The organism is Pseudomonas sp. LM13, from assembly GCF_041381355.1.
Taxonomy (GTDB): Bacteria; Pseudomonadota; Gammaproteobacteria; order Pseudomonadales; family Pseudomonadaceae; genus Stutzerimonas; species Stutzerimonas frequens.
Genome location: NZ_JACBXH010000054.1, coordinates 1 through 17,263 on the forward strand (window position 1 = coordinate 1; position 17,263 = coordinate 17,263).

General features: G+C 60.3%; 21 protein-coding genes, 1 tRNA gene and 1 pseudogene. 14 read left to right on the forward strand and 9 right to left on the reverse strand.

Annotation, left to right across the window (positions count from 1 at the left end):
- Positions 1 to 118: 118 nt before the first annotated feature.
- The 3 genes from HZR81_RS21495 (at position 119) to HZR81_RS21505 (ending at position 2,151) form a co-directional block, all read left to right on the forward strand.
- On the forward strand, positions 119 to 718 hold the full coding sequence (locus HZR81_RS21495) for a Yip1 family protein (RefSeq protein WP_003298011.1): 600 nt from the start codon (positions 119 to 121) through the stop codon (positions 716 to 718).
- A gap of 175 nt (positions 719 to 893) precedes the next feature.
- Positions 894 to 1,595 (forward strand): Yip1 family protein, encoded by a 702-nt coding sequence (locus HZR81_RS21500; RefSeq protein ID WP_003302357.1) that lies wholly within the window; start codon positions 894 to 896, stop codon positions 1,593 to 1,595.
- A gap of 61 nt (positions 1,596 to 1,656) precedes the next feature.
- Complete coding sequence (locus tag HZR81_RS21505) at positions 1,657 to 2,151, forward strand: SprT family zinc-dependent metalloprotease (protein WP_500129222.1); 495 nt, start codon at positions 1,657 to 1,659, stop codon at positions 2,149 to 2,151.
- A 12-nt stretch (positions 2,152 to 2,163) separates the two neighbouring features.
- On the opposite strand, the gene HZR81_RS21510 is transcribed toward HZR81_RS21505, so the two are convergent.
- Complete coding sequence (locus HZR81_RS21510) at positions 2,164 to 3,342, reverse strand: MFS transporter (protein WP_500129223.1); 1,179 nt, start codon at positions 3,340 to 3,342, stop codon at positions 2,164 to 2,166.
- 192 nt (positions 3,343 to 3,534) lie between these two features.
- Here HZR81_RS21510 and napE point away from each other — a divergent pair, with 192 nt between their 5' ends.
- The 5 genes from napE to HZR81_RS21535 are packed head-to-tail and all read left to right on the forward strand — an operon-like array spanning position 3,535 to position 7,639.
- The gene (gene napE, locus HZR81_RS21515; protein WP_125868397.1) at positions 3,535 to 3,714 is read left to right on the forward strand and encodes a periplasmic nitrate reductase, NapE protein; all 180 of its coding nucleotides are present in this window, start codon (positions 3,535 to 3,537) and stop codon (positions 3,712 to 3,714) included.
- Between the two features lie 59 nt (positions 3,715 to 3,773).
- Positions 3,774 to 4,028, forward strand: coding sequence for a chaperone NapD (locus HZR81_RS21520; RefSeq protein ID WP_014819701.1), 255 nt, complete (start codon positions 3,774 to 3,776; stop codon positions 4,026 to 4,028).
- On the forward strand, positions 4,028 to 6,532 hold the full coding sequence (napA, locus tag HZR81_RS21525; protein WP_500129224.1) for a nitrate reductase catalytic subunit NapA: 2,505 nt from the start codon (positions 4,028 to 4,030) through the stop codon (positions 6,530 to 6,532). The genes HZR81_RS21520 and napA overlap by 1 nt, the downstream gene beginning before the upstream one ends.
- An 11-nt stretch (positions 6,533 to 6,543) precedes the next feature.
- Positions 6,544 to 7,032, forward strand: coding sequence for a nitrate reductase cytochrome c-type subunit (locus HZR81_RS21530; protein ID WP_102840719.1), 489 nt, complete (start codon positions 6,544 to 6,546; stop codon positions 7,030 to 7,032).
- 10 nt (positions 7,033 to 7,042) lie between these two features.
- Positions 7,043 to 7,639 (forward strand): cytochrome c3 family protein, encoded by a 597-nt coding sequence (locus HZR81_RS21535; protein WP_063541188.1) that lies wholly within the window; start codon positions 7,043 to 7,045, stop codon positions 7,637 to 7,639.
- A 73-nt stretch (positions 7,640 to 7,712) separates the two neighbouring features.
- Here the strand turns inward: HZR81_RS21535 and dcd are convergent, their stop codons facing one another.
- Entirely contained in the window at positions 7,713 to 8,279 is a 567-nt protein-coding gene (gene dcd, locus HZR81_RS21540; RefSeq protein ID WP_063541187.1) for a dCTP deaminase, read from the reverse strand.
- Positions 8,280 to 8,608: 329 nt separating this feature from the next.
- Between dcd and HZR81_RS21545 the strand changes: the two genes are divergently transcribed.
- Positions 8,609 to 8,818, forward strand: coding sequence for a cold-shock protein (locus HZR81_RS21545; RefSeq protein WP_003282211.1), 210 nt, complete (start codon positions 8,609 to 8,611; stop codon positions 8,816 to 8,818).
- A 107-nt stretch (positions 8,819 to 8,925) separates the two neighbouring features.
- Here the strand turns inward: HZR81_RS21545 and apbC are convergent, their stop codons facing one another.
- Positions 8,926 to 10,020, reverse strand: a complete 1,095-nt coding sequence (gene apbC / locus HZR81_RS21550; protein WP_270052525.1) for an iron-sulfur cluster carrier protein ApbC — start codon at positions 10,018 to 10,020, stop codon at positions 8,926 to 8,928.
- A gap of 175 nt (positions 10,021 to 10,195) precedes the next feature.
- Here apbC and metG point away from each other — a divergent pair, with 175 nt between their 5' ends.
- From metG to HZR81_RS21570, 4 genes are all read left to right on the forward strand, one after another.
- The gene (gene metG / locus HZR81_RS21555) at positions 10,196 to 12,235 is read left to right on the forward strand and encodes a methionine--tRNA ligase (protein WP_500129225.1); all 2,040 of its coding nucleotides are present in this window, start codon (positions 10,196 to 10,198) and stop codon (positions 12,233 to 12,235) included.
- Positions 12,236 to 12,296: 61 nt separating this feature from the next.
- Positions 12,297 to 12,503 (forward strand): cysteine-rich CWC family protein, encoded by a 207-nt coding sequence (locus HZR81_RS21560; protein ID WP_500129226.1) that lies wholly within the window; start codon positions 12,297 to 12,299, stop codon positions 12,501 to 12,503.
- Positions 12,503 to 13,195, forward strand: coding sequence for a pseudouridine synthase (locus tag HZR81_RS21565; protein ID WP_500129227.1), 693 nt, complete (start codon positions 12,503 to 12,505; stop codon positions 13,193 to 13,195). The genes HZR81_RS21560 and HZR81_RS21565 overlap by 1 nt, the downstream gene beginning before the upstream one ends.
- Before the next feature lie 79 nt (positions 13,196 to 13,274).
- Positions 13,275 to 13,348 (forward strand) — tRNA-Gly (locus tag HZR81_RS21570).
- Positions 13,349 to 13,448: 100 nt separating this feature from the next.
- On the opposite strand, the gene HZR81_RS21575 is transcribed toward HZR81_RS21570, so the two are convergent.
- Genes HZR81_RS21575 through HZR81_RS21585 form a run of 3 tightly spaced genes read right to left on the reverse strand, consistent with a single transcriptional unit; the run spans position 13,449 to position 15,111 of the window.
- Entirely contained in the window at positions 13,449 to 13,739 is a 291-nt protein-coding gene (locus HZR81_RS21575) for a helix-turn-helix domain-containing protein (RefSeq protein ID WP_003302338.1), read from the reverse strand.
- Between the two features lie 5 nt (positions 13,740 to 13,744).
- On the reverse strand, positions 13,745 to 14,059 hold the full coding sequence (locus tag HZR81_RS21580) for a type II toxin-antitoxin system RelE/ParE family toxin (protein ID WP_017244792.1): 315 nt from the start codon (positions 14,057 to 14,059) through the stop codon (positions 13,745 to 13,747).
- A 44-nt stretch (positions 14,060 to 14,103) separates the two neighbouring features.
- Positions 14,104 to 15,111 (reverse strand): phage integrase, encoded by a 1,008-nt coding sequence (locus HZR81_RS21585; protein WP_500129228.1) that lies wholly within the window; start codon positions 15,109 to 15,111, stop codon positions 14,104 to 14,106.
- Positions 15,112 to 15,270: 159 nt separating this feature from the next.
- Here HZR81_RS21585 and HZR81_RS21590 point away from each other — a divergent pair.
- Positions 15,271 to 15,501: pseudogene (locus HZR81_RS21590) on the forward strand (hypothetical protein); the annotation flags it as partial.
- A 16-nt stretch (positions 15,502 to 15,517) separates the two neighbouring features.
- Here HZR81_RS21590 and HZR81_RS21595 read toward each other — a convergent pair.
- The 3 genes from HZR81_RS21595 to HZR81_RS21605 all read right to left on the reverse strand — a co-directional run bounded on the left by HZR81_RS21595 (position 15,518) and on the right by HZR81_RS21605 (position 17,013).
- Entirely contained in the window at positions 15,518 to 15,970 is a 453-nt protein-coding gene (locus HZR81_RS21595) for a hypothetical protein (RefSeq protein ID WP_500129229.1), read from the reverse strand.
- A 102-nt stretch (positions 15,971 to 16,072) separates the two neighbouring features.
- Positions 16,073 to 16,582 (reverse strand): YcxB family protein, encoded by a 510-nt coding sequence (locus HZR81_RS21600; protein WP_500129230.1) that lies wholly within the window; start codon positions 16,580 to 16,582, stop codon positions 16,073 to 16,075.
- Between the two features lie 101 nt (positions 16,583 to 16,683).
- The gene (locus HZR81_RS21605; RefSeq protein WP_500129231.1) at positions 16,684 to 17,013 is read right to left on the reverse strand and encodes a type II toxin-antitoxin system RelE/ParE family toxin; all 330 of its coding nucleotides are present in this window, start codon (positions 17,011 to 17,013) and stop codon (positions 16,684 to 16,686) included.
- Between the last annotated feature and the right edge of the window lie 250 nt (positions 17,014 to 17,263).

Here is a 17,263-nt window from a genome sequence, read left to right on the forward strand (position 1 = left end):
CTAACCCCGCTGATGCATTGCCGATTGGCATTCCTATACTGCGACATAAGGTCGCACGCGCCGTCCTCGATGACGACCGCCAGGCGAGGCGACCTCCATAAATTGAGGAGACGCTGGCATGATCAATCACGTTTGGGGTTTGTTCACCCACCCCGGTCAGGAGTGGACTGAAATCCGCGGCGAGGAAGAAACCGTCAGCCACATGTACCTCACGCATGTGCTACTGCTCGCTGCGATACCGGCGATATCGGCGTACATCGGCGCGACCCAGGTGGGCTGGAGCATCGGCGGTGGAGAGCCGGTCAAGCTGACCCAGGCCAGTTGCATGCAGCTGGCGATACTCTCCTACTTCGCCATGCTGGCCGGCGTCGCCGTGATGGGCGGCTTCATTCACTGGATGGCGCGGACCTACGACGCCAATCCGACCCTCACCCAGTGCATCGTTTTTGCCGCCTATACGGCGACGCCGCTGTTCATCGGCGGGCTGGCGGGTCTCTATCCGCACCTCTGGCTCGGCATGCTGGTGGGAACTGCGGCGGTCTGCTACACGGCCTACCTGCTCTACGTGGGGCTGCCCAAGTTCATGAACATCCACGAGGACGAGGGATTCATGTTCTCCAGCTCGGTGCTGGCGGTCGGCCTGGTGGTGCTGGTGGCGATCATTGCGCTGTCGGTCATCACCTGGGGCATGGGCATCGGTCCGGTCTACGTTCGCTGACCGACATCAGCTCCAGAGGCCGCCTGCGGGCGGCCTTTTTCGTATCCCCGTGCATCATCCCGCGACGAATCGTCTGGATCGACGAGGGAAACCCTCACCGCATCTGCCGTTCTAAAGCCATAACGCCGCTGCAACTGCATTCCTGAGCGGCCCTCAAAGCAGACGGAGACTCGGTATGATCCCGCACTTTGTAACACTGCTCACCCGGCCTGACCGGGCGTGGGCAGACATTCGCCGCGATGAAGAAAAGAACAGCTCCAACTACCTTGTCCATCTGCTGCTCTGGGCATTGCTGCCGGCGGTTTGCATGTTCATCGGCACGCGCTATGTGGGCTGGAGCCTGGTCGAAGCCGAACGGATCTGGCTGGATACCCGCAGTGCCTTCCAGCTCAGCGCGCTGATCTACATCACCATCGTCGCCGGCACCTTCATCATGGGGTTCTTCCTGCGCTGGATGTCGCGCTCCTTCGATGCACGCCCGACCTTCAATCAGTGCGTAGGCTTCATCGCCTATGTCATCACGCCGTTCTTCCTGGCCGGACTGGGCGCACTCTACCCGTCGCGCTGGCTGGCCATCCTCGTTCTGGTGGCGGCCGGGGCATACTCGACCTATCTGTTGTTCGTCGGCTTGCCAACGTTCATGCGCATCGATAACCGCAATACCTTTCTGTATGGCGCCTGCACCTGGGGAGTCGGCCTGCTGGTACTGGTCAACCTGAAAGTGCCGATGATCCTGTTCTGGATGCTTGCGCTCGACCCGACCTACGAGCGCGATACGCCGCAGAACCAGAGCTACGGCTTCGAAGAGAACCGCCCGCAGGAAGAACCGGGCGGTGTAGACAACGAACGGCGCTTCAACGAACGGCCTAACGAGTGACCAACGAAGCTGTCCGGCCAGAGGCGGTTTGGCATAATGCGGCGCTTGCAGGAGTACCCCAATGCCCGAGCGCCTCAATGCCCGCGTCGAAGCCTGTTACGAACTGGCCGAGCAGTTTTTCAAGCGACGCTTCACCCGCCCCCAGGTGAGCCTCAAGCTGTGCGGGCAGAAAGCTGGCGTGGCGCATTTGCAGGAAAATCTCCTGCGCTTCAACGAACAGCTCTATCGGGAGAATACCGAGCACTTCCTGCGTCAGACCGTCGCCCATGAGGTCGCGCACCTGATCGCCCATCAGATGTTCGGCGCACGGATTCAGCCTCACGGCGAGGAGTGGCAACTGATCATGCGTGGCGTTTACGAGCTGCCGCCGGATCGCTGCCACACCTATGCGATTCGTCGCCGGACCGTTACCCATTATGTCTATCGCTGCAGCTGCGTGGATCAGGATTTCGCTTTCACGCCCCAACGCCATGCGCTGGTGGCGAAGGGGCGCCGTTATTACTGCCGTCGCTGCAAGACCACCCTCGCCTTCAGCGGCGAACAACGCATCGAATGACGGCAGCGCCTGCTAGAGCGCCCTCGCCCGCCAACCGGCGATGACGAACAGCGCTGCGAGCAGCGCCATCAACGGCAACCAGCCGGCGTGATCCCAGACATAACCGGCACCATAGCCAACCACACTCGATCCCAGATAGTAGGCACACAGGTACAGCGCCGATGCCTGCGCTCGAGCACCCCTGGCATGGCTGCCAACCTGCCCGCTGGCCACGGCATGCGCGGCGAAGAAGCCGAGGGTGAACAACCCGAGACCGAGCACGATGCTCACCAGCCACGGCGTCGCGCACAGCCCCACGCCAAGCAGCATCAGCGCGACCCCGCCGCGCAGCACCTGCCGCGCACCGAAGCGCGGCACCAGACGCCCGGCCCAGCCGGCGCTGAAAATCCCGCCGAGATAGACGACGAACAGCAGGCCGATGAAGGTGGAGGACAAGCCGAACGGCTCGCCTGCCAGGCGGAAGCCAATGTAGTTGAACAGCGCGACGAAGCCGCCCATCAGCAGAAAGCCCTGCAGGAACAGTCCACGCAGCACCGGGTTGCCCAGATGCAGCCGGAAGTTCGCCAGCAGAACGCGCAGCGAGAGCGGCTGCGCCTTGAAATGGCGAGACGCCGGCAGCAGCCACACAAACAGGACCAGGGCGAGCAGCCCCAGCGAGGCAATCCCGCCGAGTGCCAGCTGCCAGCCACCCAGATCGCTCAGCAGGCCGGAGAGCAATCGCCCAAGCATCCCGCCCAGCGCCGTGCCGCCGATATACAGGCCCATTGCGGCAGGCAGCGACTCGGGCTCGAACTCCTCGCCGACGTAAGCCATCGCCAGTGCCGGCAATCCACTGAGTGCCAGCCCGAGTAGCGCGCGCAGCGCCAGCAATAGTTGCCAGGAATCGACCAGTACGCTGGCCAGCCCGAGCAGGCTGGCCAGACCGAGCGCCGCGGCCATCACCGGCTTGCGCCCCCAGCTTTCGGCAAGCGCACCCGATATCAGCAGACAGACGGCGAGCGACAGCGTCGTCAGCGACAGCGCCAGACTGCTGCTGGCAGCCGATACGGAGAAATGCGCGGCGAGCATGGGCAGCAACGGCTGAATGCAATACAGCAATGCGAACGTGGCGAAGCCAGCGCAGAAGAGTGCAAACGTGGCGCGCCGGTAGGCTGGCGTGCCTCTTGAGAGGTGTGCGTGTTCGGCGATCATCGGCGCCCTCGTCTCATGCGCTGACTTGAGAAAAAGCCGCGCAGGCTAGCATGGCTGTTCGCTCTGCCGCTTGCCGGACAGAAAAGCGGTCCGCTGATCGGCCTAACCTCAAGCCACCGCAAAGAACCGAAACGAACATTGCCCTATGCTGGTCTGTGACTAGACTCCCTATATGCCTGTCGGAGTAGAACAATGACAGTAACGCCGAATGACACCCGCCCCACGGATACCTCGATCAAGCGGGACGAAACCCGCCTCTTCATATTCCTGATCGTCTTCCTGTTTCCCATCCTCAGCGTCGCGCTGGTCAGTGGTTACGGTTTCATCGTCTGGATCGTGCAGATGATCTTCGGGCCGCCAGGTCCGGCTTAAGCCGCCCCTGCCGATCTAACCGGGCCTGCGCCCTGCTGCCAACGGAAACGGAATCACTGATGGGACACCCTCTGCATATCGCCAGCCTGCTGGTGCACTGCCGCCCCGAATGGCTGGCCGCGGTAAAAGCCAACCTGCAACTGTTACCCGGCCTGGAAATGCACCAGGAGAATGCCAGCGGCAAGCTGGTGGTGGTGCTGGAAGCCGAGCACGAATCACGCATCCTTGCCTCGATCGACCATATCCAGCAATTGCCCGGCGTGCTCAATGCCGCATTGATCTATCACGAAGAACTCCTCGAAGGAGACGCCTGATGAGCCTTACCCGACGCCAATTCGCCAAAGCCAACGCTGCGGCCATCGCCGCAACCGTGGCCGGCATGCCGATCGCTTCTAGCGCAAGCAACCTGATTACCGAAGCCGACGCCACCAATCTGAAATGGGACAAGGCCCCTTGCCGCTTCTGCGGCACCGGCTGCGGCGTCATGGTGGCGACTCGAGAGGGCCGCGTCGTCGCCACCCATGGCGACGTCAAGGCGGAAGTGAACCGCGGCATCAACTGCGTCAAGGGTTACTTCCTGTCGAAGATCATGTACGGCTCGGATCGCCTGACCCAACCCCTGCTGCGCATGAAAGACGGCAAGTTCGACAAGCAGGGCGAGTTCCAGCCGATCAGCTGGGAACAGGCTTTCGACATCATGGAAGAGAAGTACAAGGCGGCGCTCAAGCAGGGTGGCCCTGAAGCCATCGGGATGTTCGGCTCGGGGCAGTGGACGATCTGGGAAGGCTACGCCGCCAACAAGCTGATGAAAGCCGGTTTCCGCTCCAACAACATCGACCCCAACGCCCGTCACTGCATGGCCTCGGCCGCATTCGGCTTCATGCGCACTTTCGGCATGGACGAGCCGATGGGCTGCTACGAGGACATCGAGGCGGCCGACGCCTTCGTGCTCTGGGGCTCGAACATGGCGGAGATGCACCCGGTGCTGTGGACGCGGGTCACCGATCGGCGATTGAGCGCGCCCCATGTGAAGGTCGCGGTGATGTCGACCTTCGAGCATCGCAGCTTCGAGCTGGCCGACATCCCAATGATCTTCAACCCGCAGACCGATCTGGTGATCCTCAATTACATCGCCAACCACATCATCCAGAGCGGCGCGGTGAACAAGGAGTTCGTCAACAAACACACCCGCTTCGCCAAGGGTGCGACCAACATCGGCTACGGGCTGCGGCCGACCGATCCGCTGGAACTCAAGGCCGAGAACGCCGCGGTCGCGAACACCTGGACCGACATCGGTTACGAGGACTACGTCGAGTTCCTCAAACCCTACACCCTGGAACACGCCGCCAAGGAATCGGGGGTACCGGCCGAGCGCCTGAAGGCCCTGGCCGAGCTGTACGCCGACCCCAAGGTCAAGGTGATGTCCTTCTGGACCATGGGTTTCAACCAGCACACCCGCGGCGTCTGGGCTAACAACATGATCTACAACATCCATCTGCTCACAGGAAAGATCAGCGAGCCGGGCAATAGCCCCTTCTCGCTCACCGGCCAGCCGTCGGCCTGCGGCACCGCACGCGAGGTTGGCACCTTCTCCCACCGCCTGCCGGCGGACATGGCGGTGACCAATCCCAAACACCGCGCCACAGCCGAAAAGATTTGGAAGCTGCCCCCGGGGACCATTCAGGAGAAACCCGGCTTTCACGCCGTCGACCAGAGCCGCAAGCTCAAGGACGGCGTGCTGAAGGTGTACTGGACGCAGGTGACCAACAACATGCAGGCCGGCCCCAATGTGATGCAGGAGATCCTGCCGGGATGGCGCAACCCGGAAACCTTCGTGATCGTTTCGGACGTCTACCCCACCGTCTCTGCCCAGGCTGCCGACCTCATCCTGCCCAGCGCCATGTGGGTGGAGAAGGAAGGCGCCTACGGCAATGCCGAGCGCCGTACGCAGTTCTGGCACCAGCTGGTCAGCGCACCCGGCGAGGCGCGCTCGGACCTCTGGCAGCTGGTGGAGTTTTCCAAGCGCTTCCGCGTCGACGAGGTGTGGCCAGCAGAGCTGGTCGCCAAGGCGCCAGCGCTCAAGGACAAGACGCTGTTCGATGTGCTGTTTCGCAACGGCCAGGTGGACGGCTTCCCAGCCAGCGAGATAGCCGAGGGATACCGAAACCAGGAAGCAGAAGCCTTCGGTTTCTATCTGCAGAAGGGCTTGTTCGAGGAATACGCTGAGTTCGGCCGGGATCATGGGCACGATCTGGCGGCATTCGACGTCTATCACCGCGAACGCGGCCTGCGCTGGCCCGTGGTGGACGGCAAGGAAACCCAATGGCGCTACCGCGAGGGCTATGACCCCTATGTCGAAGCCGGCAGCGGCGTGCAGTTCTACGGCAACGCCGATAAGAAAGCGATCATCTTCGCGCTCCCCTACGAGGTGCCCGCGGAGGTACCGGATGAGGACTATCCGTTCTGGCTCAGCACCGGGCGGGTGCTTGAGCATTGGCACACCGGCAGCATGACGCAGCGGGTCGACGAGCTGCACAAGGCGGTGCCGGACGCGCTCGTCTACATGCACCCCGAGGACGCGCGCAAGCTCAACGTGCGCCGCGGCAGTGTAGTCAAGGTGGTCAGCCGGCGCGGCGAAATGCAGGGCCGGGTCGAGACGCGCGGCCGCAACAAGCCGCCGATGGGGCTGGTATTCGTGCCGTTCTTCGATGCCAACAAGCTGATCAACAAGGTCACGCTGGATGCCACCGACCCCATCTCCAAACAGACCGACTACAAGAAATGCGCCGTGAAGATCGAAGTGGTCAGCATCGCCTGAGGAGAGCCGCCATGAAATTCCGCCTACTGCCGCTGACTCTGCTCGCGGTGTTCGGCCTTGCCATCGCTGCCGAAACCAACTACCCCCTGGATGCCCCCGCGCCCGATGGCCGCCGCCCGGGTGGCACCATCACTCGGGAGTTCACGCCTCCCCCTCTACATGACGAGGAAAACAAGGACATACGCCGCGAGCGCAACTATCCGGAGCAGCCACCGACCATTCCACACAGCATCCGCGGCTATCACGTCGACAAGAACGCCAACAAATGCCTGACCTGCCACAGCCGAGCGAACAGCGCCCGCGCCCAGGCGCCGATGATCAGCATCACCCACTACACCGACCGCGACCAGCAGACCCTCGCCGCGGTGGCGCCACGACGTTACTTCTGCACGCAATGCCACGTGCCGCAGCAGGATGTGAAACCGCTGGTGGAGAACCGCTTCAAGAACATCGACGAGTTGCTCTACCGGGAAACCTCACCATCGACCAACGGAAACTGAGGGGGCCTGGATGAAGTCGATCAAGTCGTTCTTCAAACGCTACTGGGCCGTCCTTCGCCGTCCCAGTGTTCACTACAGCCTCGGGGCGCTAACGCTAGGCGGCTTTATCGCCGGGATCATCTTCTGGGGTGGTTTCAATACGGCGCTGGAGGCCACCAACACCGAAGCGTTCTGCATTTCCTGTCACGAGATGGAGAGCAACGTCTACGTCGAGATCAAGGACACCATCCACTACAGCAACCGTTCCGGCGTACGCGCCACCTGTCCGGACTGCCACGTACCGCACGAGTGGACCGACAAGATCGCGCGCAAGATGCAGGCGTCCAAGGAGGTCTGGGGCAAGATCTTCGGCACCATCAATACCCGCGAGAAATTCCTCGAAAAGCGTCGCGAGCTGGCTGAGCATGAGTGGGCACGCTTGAAGGCCAATGATTCTCTGGAGTGCCGAAACTGCCACGATTTCGACTTCATGGATTTCACCCGGCAGGGCAAGCGTGCTGCCGAATTCCACTCCACCGCACTGGCCAGTGGCGAAGCGACGTGCATCGATTGCCACAAGGGGATCGCACACAAGTTGCCAGACATGCAGGGTGTGCCAGGCTGGTAACCCGAACTCGCGCCATAACGAAAAAGCCCTGAACGGACGTCAGGGCTTTTGTCGATCAGCTATCGCTACGGCGTCACGCCTTGGGTAGCGTCACTCCGCGCTGACCCTGGTACTTGCCGCCACGGTCCCGATACGAGACTTCACACTCTTCGTCCGATTCGAGGAACAGCATCTGCGCCACGCCTTCATTGGCGTAGATCTTGGCGGGCAGCGTGGTGGTGTTGGAAAACTCCAGGGTCACATGCCCTTCCCACTCCGGCTCGAGCGGCGTGACATTGACGATGATGCCGCAGCGCGCATAGGTGCTCTTGCCCAAGCAGATGGTCAGCACGTTGCGCGGAATGCGGAAGTACTCGACGGTGCGGGCCAGGGCGAAGGAGTTCGGCGGGATGATGCAGACATCACTCTTGATATCGACAAAGCTCTTTTCGTCGAAGTTCTTCGGGTCCACCGTCGCCGAATTGATGTTGGTGAAGACCTTGAATTCGTCGGCGCAGCGCACGTCGTAACCGTAGCTGGAGACGCCGTAGGAAATCAGCCGGTCATTGCCCTCAGTGCGCACCTGGCGCTCGACGTAGGGCTCGATCATGCCGTGCTCCTGGGCCATGCGGCGAATCCACTTGTCCGATTTGATGCTCATGGCTGGCGTCCTGAATAGGTTAATGGGCCTGCGAAGAGGCGCATCTTACCGAGCCTCGTGCGCGTGTAAAAGCATGGTCGCGGTGTGCGCCGCAGAGCAGGTCCCAGCTCGAGCGCGCCGCTCGGTGAAGAAATCCAAAATAAAGCTCGCTTTGCTGCAGAAAACCGGTATTGTTACTGGGCTGCTGCTGCATGTGTCACCGTGAATCGCTACATGTTTAGATTTCGATCCAAATATCGATACGATCTCCTATCTCCTTGCACACAGTGATGTTCGGGCCCCTTTAGCCCGCACTTTATTCTTCAAAACTTGGTTCAAGGAGACATCAAATGTCCAATCGCCAAACCGGTACCGTTAAGTGGTTCAACGATGAGAAAGGCTTCGGCTTCATCACTCCGCAATCCGGTGACGACCTCTTCGTACACTTCCGTGCCATCCAAGGTGACGGCTTCAAGAGCCTGAAAGAAGGCCAGCAAGTCTCCTTCGTCGCTACCCGCGGCCAGAAAGGCATGCAAGCTGAGGAAGTTCAGGTTATCTAACCTGAGGCTTCTCTGAAAAAGCCCCGCTTCGGCGGGGCTTTTTTGTGTCTGCGATTTCGTCCAGGCTGCAGGCGGGCGACAGCTGGCACCGCCTGCAAACTACCGGATCAGTCCTCCGATACCACAATCTTCGGCATCGACTGCGCGATGACCTGGCCACTCTGGGCGATACGGGCACCGACGGTGCGGGCAACCTCCTGATAGATCATCGCGATCTGGCTTTCCGGATCGGCAATCACGGTTGGCTTGCCCGCATCCGCCTGACTGCGGATCGCCATCGACAGCGGCAGCGAGGCCAGCAGATCCACGTTGTACTGCGCGGCCAGCCTCTCGCCGCCACCTTCGCCGAATAGATGCTCGGCATGGCCGCAATTGGAGCAGATGTGAATGGCCATGTTCTCCACCACGCCGAGCACCGGGATATTGACCTTGCGGAACATCTCCACGCCCTTCTTCGCATCCAGCAACGCCAGATCCTGCGGCGTGGTCACGATCACCGCACCGGTCACCGGGACCTTCTGCGCCAGCGTCAGCTGGATATCGCCGGTGCCTGGCGGCATATCCACCACCAGATAATCGAGGTCGTTCCACTCGGTCTGGGTGATCAGCTGCAGCAGCGCGCCCGAGACCATCGGCCCGCGCCAGACCATCGGCGTCTTGTCGTCGGCGAGGAAAGCCATCGACATGATCTGCACGCCATGGGCCTGCAGCGGAATGAATGCCTTGCCATCGCGTATCTGCGGCCGGCTGCCCTCGGCAATGCCGAACATGATGCCCTGGCTCGGCCCGTAGATATCGGCGTCCAGCACCCCAACCCTCGCACCCTCACGAGCCAGCGCCAGCGCCAGATTGGCCGCCGTGGTGGACTTGCCGACGCCACCCTTGCCGGACGCCACCGCGATGATGTTTTTCACATTGGCCAGTGCCGGCACCTGATCCTGCGCCTTGTGCGCACGGATCACGCAGTCCACCTGCACATCGGCCCGGCTGACGCCGTCCAGCCCTTCGATGGCCATCGCCAGCATCTGCGCCCAGCCGCTGCGAAACAGTCCGGCGGCGTAGCCCAGCTCCAGCTGCACGCTGACCCGGTCGCCCTGGATGTCGATCGAACGCACACAGCCGGCACTCACCGGGTCCTGATTCAGATGGGGGTCGGTGTACTGGCGCAGTACGGTTTCCACAGCTTCGCGGGTGACGGACATGGGTACTCCTGGAAAGACCGAGCAAATCAGACAGGCATCTTACCCTGCCCTGTAGTTCCGAGCCCACCGACGACCGGGAGCGATGGCGACCCCGTTCCGGCGGTGCGGATGAAAAAAGCGCGCCGGACCTTTATAGTTGCAAACTTTCCTTCGTAATTCCGACTGCCGAGTCCCCATGTCCGAAGCCCGCCAGATCCTCGTTACCAGCGCCCTGCCCTACGCCAACGGTTCGATCCACCTCGGCCACATGCTCGAGTACATCCAGACCGACATGTGGGTGCGTTTCCAGAAGCTGCGCGGCAACCAGTGCATCTATGTCTGCGCCGACGACGCTCATGGTTCGGCGATCATGCTACGCGCCGAGAAGGAAGGCATCACCCCCGAACAGCTGATCGCCAACGTGCAGGCCGAACACAGTGGTGACTTTGCCGACTTCCTCGTCGACTTCGACAACTTCTACAGCACCCACTCGGAAGAGAACCGCGAGCTGGCCGAGCTGATCTACACCCGTCTGCGCGACGCCGGGCACATCGCCACCCGCTCCGTGACCCAGTACTTCGATCCCGAGAAGGGCATGTTCCTCGCCGACCGCTTCATCAAGGGCACCTGTCCCCGCTGCGCGGCCGAAGATCAGTACGGCGACAATTGCGAAAAATGCGGCGCCACCTACGAGCCCACCGAGCTGAAGGATCCACGCTCGGCGATCTCCGGCGCCACCCCGGTGCTCAAGGACTCCAAGCACTTCTTCTTCAAGCTGCCCGACTTCGAGGCGATGCTCAAGGAGTGGACCCGCGGCGGCGCGCTGCAGGAATCGGTGGCCAACAAGATCGCCGAATGGCTCGACGGTGGCCTGCAGGAATGGGATATCTCCCGCGATGCGCCCTACTTCGGCTTCGAGATCCCCGGCGAGCCGGGCAAATACTTCTACGTCTGGCTGGACGCGCCGATCGGTTATATGGCGAGCTTCCAGAACCTCTGCAAGCGCCGCCCCGAACTTTCCTTCGATGCCTTCTGGAGCAAGGAATCGAGCGCCGAGCTGTACCACTTCATCGGCAAGGACATCATCAACTTCCACACCCTGTTCTGGCCAGCCATGCTCGAAGGCGCGGGCTTCCGCAAGCCGACCGCGGTCAACGTGCACGGCTACCTGACGGTGAACGGGCAGAAGATGTCCAAGTCGCGCGGCACCTTCATCAAGGCGCGCACCTACCTCGATCATCTCAATCCCGAATACCTGCGCTACTACTATGCGTCCAAGCTCGGCCGTGGTGTCGACGACCTCGATCTGAACCTTGAGGACTTCGTGCAGAAGGTCAACTCCGACCTGGTCGGCAAGGTGGTCAACATCGCCAGCCGCTGCGCCGGCTTCATCCACAAGGGCAATGGCGGCGTGATGGTCGACGCCAATTCCGAGCCGGAACTCTGGGCAGCCTTCCAGGCCGCCGCGCTGAGCATCGCTGAGGCCTACGAAGCGCGCGACTTCGCCCGTGCGATGCGCGAGATCATGGCGCTCGCTGACCGGGCCAACGCCTGGATTGCCGACAAGGCGCCATGGGCGTTGAACAAAGTTGAAGGCAAGCAGGCCGAGGTACAGGAGATCTGTGCCTTCGGCGTTAACCTGTTCCGCCAGCTGGTGATCTTCCTCAAGCCGGTGCTGCCGAACCTTGCCGCCGCCGCCGAGCAGTTCCTCAATGTCGAGCCGCTCAGCTGGGACGACCATGCGACGCTGCTGGCCAACCACCAGCTCAACGCCTTCACCCCGCTGATGACGCGTATCGAGCCGGCGAAGATCGAAGCCATGATCGAAGCCTCCAAGGAGGACCTGGCCGCCAGCGAAACTGCTGCACCCGCGGGCAATGGTGAGCTGGTCAAGGCGCCGCTGGCCGCCGAGATCAACTTCGACGCCTTCGCTGCGGTAGACCTGCGCATCGCCCTGATCGAAAAGTGCGAGTTCGTCGAAGGTGCCGACAAGCTGCTGCGCCTGACCCTGGACATCGGCGATGCCAAGCGCAACGTGTTCTCCGGCATCAAGAGCGCATACCCCGACCCGAGCAAGCTGGAAGGCCGGCTGACCCTGTACGTCGCCAACCTGGCGCCGCGCAAGATGAAGTTCGGCATGTCCGAGGGCATGGTGCTGGCGGCAGGCCCTGGCGGCAGCGAGATTTACCTGCTCAGCCCGGATAGCGGCGCCAAGCCCGGCCAGCGCGTCATGTGATCCGCGCTTCGCGTGCCGGTCCTTGACCGGCACGCGAAGCTCGCCGTTAAACGGAAACGCCATGAGCGAGCCTGTAGACCCGTCCCGCTGCCCGCTCTGCGGCCAGCCAAACCAGTGCGCCGAGTGCGACACTCGCGCGGACCAGCCATGCTGGTGCATGACCGCCACCATTCCCCAAGACGCGCTCGACGGCATTCCCGCCGCCGTCAGAAACCGGGCCTGCATCTGTCCCCGCTGCGCCCGCAGTGAATCCGCAGAAAAACCCTGATGCGCCTCGATCGTTACCTCGGCAGCCGCGCGCAGCTCAGCCGCCAGGTCGTCCGCCGTCTGGTGAGCGACTGCCTCGCACGGATAAACGGCGAGATCACCCGGGCGATGGACCGGGAGGTGCGCATATTCGACTGCGTGGAGCTTGATGGGCAGGTCCTGCAGCCAGGCAAGGCCGCCCGCTACCTGATGCTGCACAAACCGGCCGGCTGCGTCAGCGCCACTCGTGATGCCGCGCACCGTACCGTGCTCGACCTGATCGATGAGCCAAACAAGGATGACCTGCACATCGCAGGCCGACTCGACTTCAACACCACCGGCCTGATGCTGCTGACCAACGACGGGCAATGGTCACGCCGCCTGACCCAGCCGACTAGCCTGCAGGGCAAGGTCTACTTGGTCGAAACCGAAGACGAGATCGATCCTGGCTGCATCGAGGCCTTCGCCCAGGGTCTGTACTTTCGCTTTGAAGATCTCACCACCCTACCGGCCGAACTGGTGCTGCTCGGCCCACGCCGCGCCCGCCTGACCCTGCATGAAGGCCGTTACCATCAGGTCAAGCGAATGTTCGGGCGCTTCAACAACCGGGTCACCGCCCTGCACCGCGAAAGCATGGGTCCGCTGCGGCTGGACGCCAGCCTGACACCCGGCTGCTACCGAGCATTGACGGGCGATGAGATCGCACAAGTCTGACCGCCCATAGCCGCCCACCAGAAAAACCTGCTGCCGCGCTTCATTTCACCCCAGCCTTCTGGTAAAAAGGCACCCCTGAGCGGGCGTCGTATAATGGCATTACCTGAGCTTCCCAAGCTCATGACGAGGGTTCGATTCCCTTCGCCCGCTCCAGACACCTAACGTTAAGGCTCTGTTTTTACAGGGCTTTTTCGTTTCTGGCTTTTGGTGGTGTCGAAGAAGTGTCGAAAAGGTCCAGCCGTACAGGCCGAGATCAGACCGAAGAAAGCGCCTGGATGACGTGCTTCGGATCGTTATGGATGGCGCGCAGCAGCGCTTTTGCGGGTCCGGTCGGTTCGCGTCGGCCTTGTTCCCAGTTACGCAGCGTACCCAGTTGAACGTCGATCATCGCCGCGAACTTGGCCTGGGTCAGACCGGTCGCTTTGCGGATCTCTTTCACCTGCAGCGAGTCGACGACGAATTCCCGCGAGGGCTGACGTTCGCCACGGTGAATCTCGTCCATCTGCTGGACGCTTTCTAGAAGGTCTTCGAAGAATTTGCTCATGGTGATTACCTCCACCGCTCGATGATTTGCTTGAGCACCTTGCGCTCATCTGCCGTCAGGTCGTCCTTCTCGTTCTTCGGATAGATCAGCAGTAGTGCGATCTGCGAAGCCGCCGTGAAGTGGTAGTAGATGACCCTAGACCCGCCTCGCTTGCCGTGACCGCTAGACGCAACGCGGACCTTGCGAATGCCGCCAGTACCTTCAATCACATCGCCCATGTCCGGCCGGTCAGCCAGTTGGCGCTGAAACTCCGCGTAGCTGTCATCGCTAAGCAGATCCCGCAGGCGCTTGGTGAAGATCGGTGTCTCGATAAAGATCATAGCCGCATAGTACGCCAGTGGCGCACCTCCTTCAATTGATTCGATTACTGGCTGGCGAGCGGTAACGTGAAGCCGGCCAATGGTCCCAACCTGATCGCATCATGCAAATGCTCTGGCGCAAGGTGCGCATACCTCATCGTCATATTCAGCGAGGCATGGCCCAGGATCTCTTTCGACGTCACGATATGGCCCCCGCCCATGATGAAGTGAGCTGCGAACGTGTGGCGCAGGATGTGGCTTGCTTGCCCGCGTGGCGGCTTGATCGAGGTCGAGAGCAGGACCAGCCGAAACACGCCAATGCAGTTGGTGAACGGCCCGTAGGTTTGCCAGTGCTTCTTGATCGCCGCCACCAGCTCGGGCGTTACTGGGACCATCCGCACCCGCTTCGACTTGGTATTGGCAAACACCAGGGCGTTGCCTCGAATCCGCTCCGGTCGAAGCGCTTGAGCCTCACCCCACCTCGCCCCGGTCGCCAAGCAGATCCGCGCCACCATCGCCGGATGCGGAGACGTGGTCCGCGCCTGGAGTGCATCGAGCAGCTCGGAGATCTGCGGCTTGGTCAGGTAGGCCAAGGGCCGTTCCTGCAACCGAACCGGACGGATACGTGTGAACGGACAGGGATAGTCGATCACGTCGAGTTTGTGCAGCTCGTTGTAAACCGCTTTCAGGTAGCCAAGGCGATTGTTCGCCGTCTTGCCGGTGACGCCAGCTGACATCCAACGCGCGCGTGTGGCGGCGATCTTCGCGCCATCGACCATACGAGCTATCGGATCGCCCATCGCCTTTGCACACACCCGCAGGATCGCCACACGTCGAACGCCATCGGAGAGCGAGACGCCGTGGAGATCGAACCACAGCTCGACCAGCTCTGACAGCCTGCGCTTGTCCTTTGGCCGTGGTGCCCAATCGTTCGATTCGCTGCACTTGGCCCGACAAGTCGCCTCGAAGCGCATCGCCTCGGCCTTGGTCTTCAGCGTCTTGCGAAACCGCTTGCCTTTGACCGGCTCAACGTCGACCCGCCAGCGACCGTCAGAGAGCTGCTGGATCGCCATCAGACCGCTCTACCCCATCGAACGTGGCGCTCCTGAAGCAACGTCTTGATGTGCTTGTACAGATCACGCTCGCTCATGTCCTTGGCGGCGTAGTGGTCACGAATGACCGGCCAGCACTCCCAATCCTTCAGTCGATCAAATGCGAACGGCGGAATCGACTATCTAGCCGAATGGGTATCCGTCAATAACTACATCGACGGAACCAGCGTATGCGCCAACCACCGCCGAGGCTCAATCGACTACCGCGAATGTCGCAAAGCCGCCAAACAACACTTCCATGAGCAATGCCTTGCATGGCGGGCACGCTTCGACAGCGACCGCAAAGATCATAGCGACCGAATGAAGACGCGCTATTGTGGAGCGGCTAGTAGCTTTAACCCGATGGGATAAGCGACACCGCTACCAACTAAACAGCGATGGATATTGCTCCGCACCACATAAGCGTATTGCAAACAACCAGCTGATTAAGGAAGAAGCCGACCAGCGTTCCAGTGAAACCAAGCGCCAACACTGAAATCGGTCTGCGCAGACGCCGTGATAAGAAAGCACCAATTAGCGTTCCCGCCGCCGCACCCGGCAACGAGAAAAGGTGGCCGAGAGCAAGCAACCCTTCAGGTCTGGCTAGCGTTAGATTGATTGAGGCATATATCAGAAGCGTTACAGAAACGGCTAAGGATGTGCCCAGCAAAAATAGTGGTTTTGCACGTGCCATGACGCCGATGGCAATAGCCGCTGCCGGTACCACAAAGTAGTACCAAGCCCCCATGTAAAGTTGATCGCCATATAAAAGCTGGGCAACGCCAACTATAAAGGCAACCAATAATGCTACCGCCGCATCTGTATTTCGTGAAATTTTCATTTACATTTATCGCTTACTGCGAAATACAAAACTAGCAACTTTAAATCGACCGAGCGGGTAGTTTAAGTTACCAAAACAGGAATGACAACCAATCCTCGCTGCCTATTCGATTTGTGCTTGCTGCCAATACGCTTTTGCTTGTGCTACAAACTCATCAAAAGCCAGTGATGACTCGAAGCTTCGTCTAGGCATAATGTGATACAAGCAGCTGCCTATCTGTATCAGCAAGCAAGACCCCATTGACCGCACACTAACCACCCCACTCCACCTAGTTAGACTTTCGTTAGTGGCTATACTTTCATGTAATCCTTCTGGAGTTAAGGTATAAATATGCTCACCTAAAATCCCATTTTTAACACTAGACAGCGATAGAACCGCCATTACGTTAAAAAGAAAGCCGAAGACCAACCCTGTTAACCCACCAATAACTGAACTAGAAAGATGAACGATCAGTTTATGTGAGCTTTCCGGCAGGCCTTTACTCCACACCAAAAAAACAAAAGTAAGACACGCAAAGATGAAGAAGGCTATATATGTCGACTTCATTCGCAGCACGGCTGAGACGTTTAATCGAATAAGGTCGCTTTTTTGAATATCTGTTTTTACTTGCATGCTAATCCTTGCATCTGACGTGAAGGGTGACGGAACAAAAGACCGAGGTCAGATATCCTAGTCACCTCCACTGCGCCGAGTAGTCGACACTCTCACAAAAGCTAGCGCTGCACATCATCTTGGAGCCAAGACGGAATATCGCTCATTCCGTGCAGTACGCGCCAAATTTCAATGTGGCCCGGACGCTCTACGTAGAACACCACATAGGGATACCGCTTGAGCGGCCAGGACCGCAGCCCGGGAAGATCCAGCTCATGTGCGTAGCGGCTGGAACCTGATTCAGGGTGGCCGCCGAGCTGTTTATAAGCATGCTCCAGTGCATCAATCAGCCCCAGCGCAGCCTTATCGGCCTCTTGCTCTAGGTAGTAGGCAATCGCCCGATCAACGTCCTCGCGCGCGAGCGCTCTTGGAATGACTGGCTTTTGCTTCATCCGCGAGAGCTACGAACCGATCACGCAGAGAAAAAAAGGGGACAGATTTATTTCTGTATAAACCATAACAACCAAATGAAGCTATCCCTAACGAGTCTTTCCATGCGTGCGCGGCGGCATATCTACCAAGGATAGCACTTCGAAAAACTTGCCCGTTTAACCTGGCAGAAATGCTCTCCAACATAAGGCCTCATATAATTCGCAGCGGAATGCCCAACCGACGCCATTGCAATTAGAAATATAATTGCAA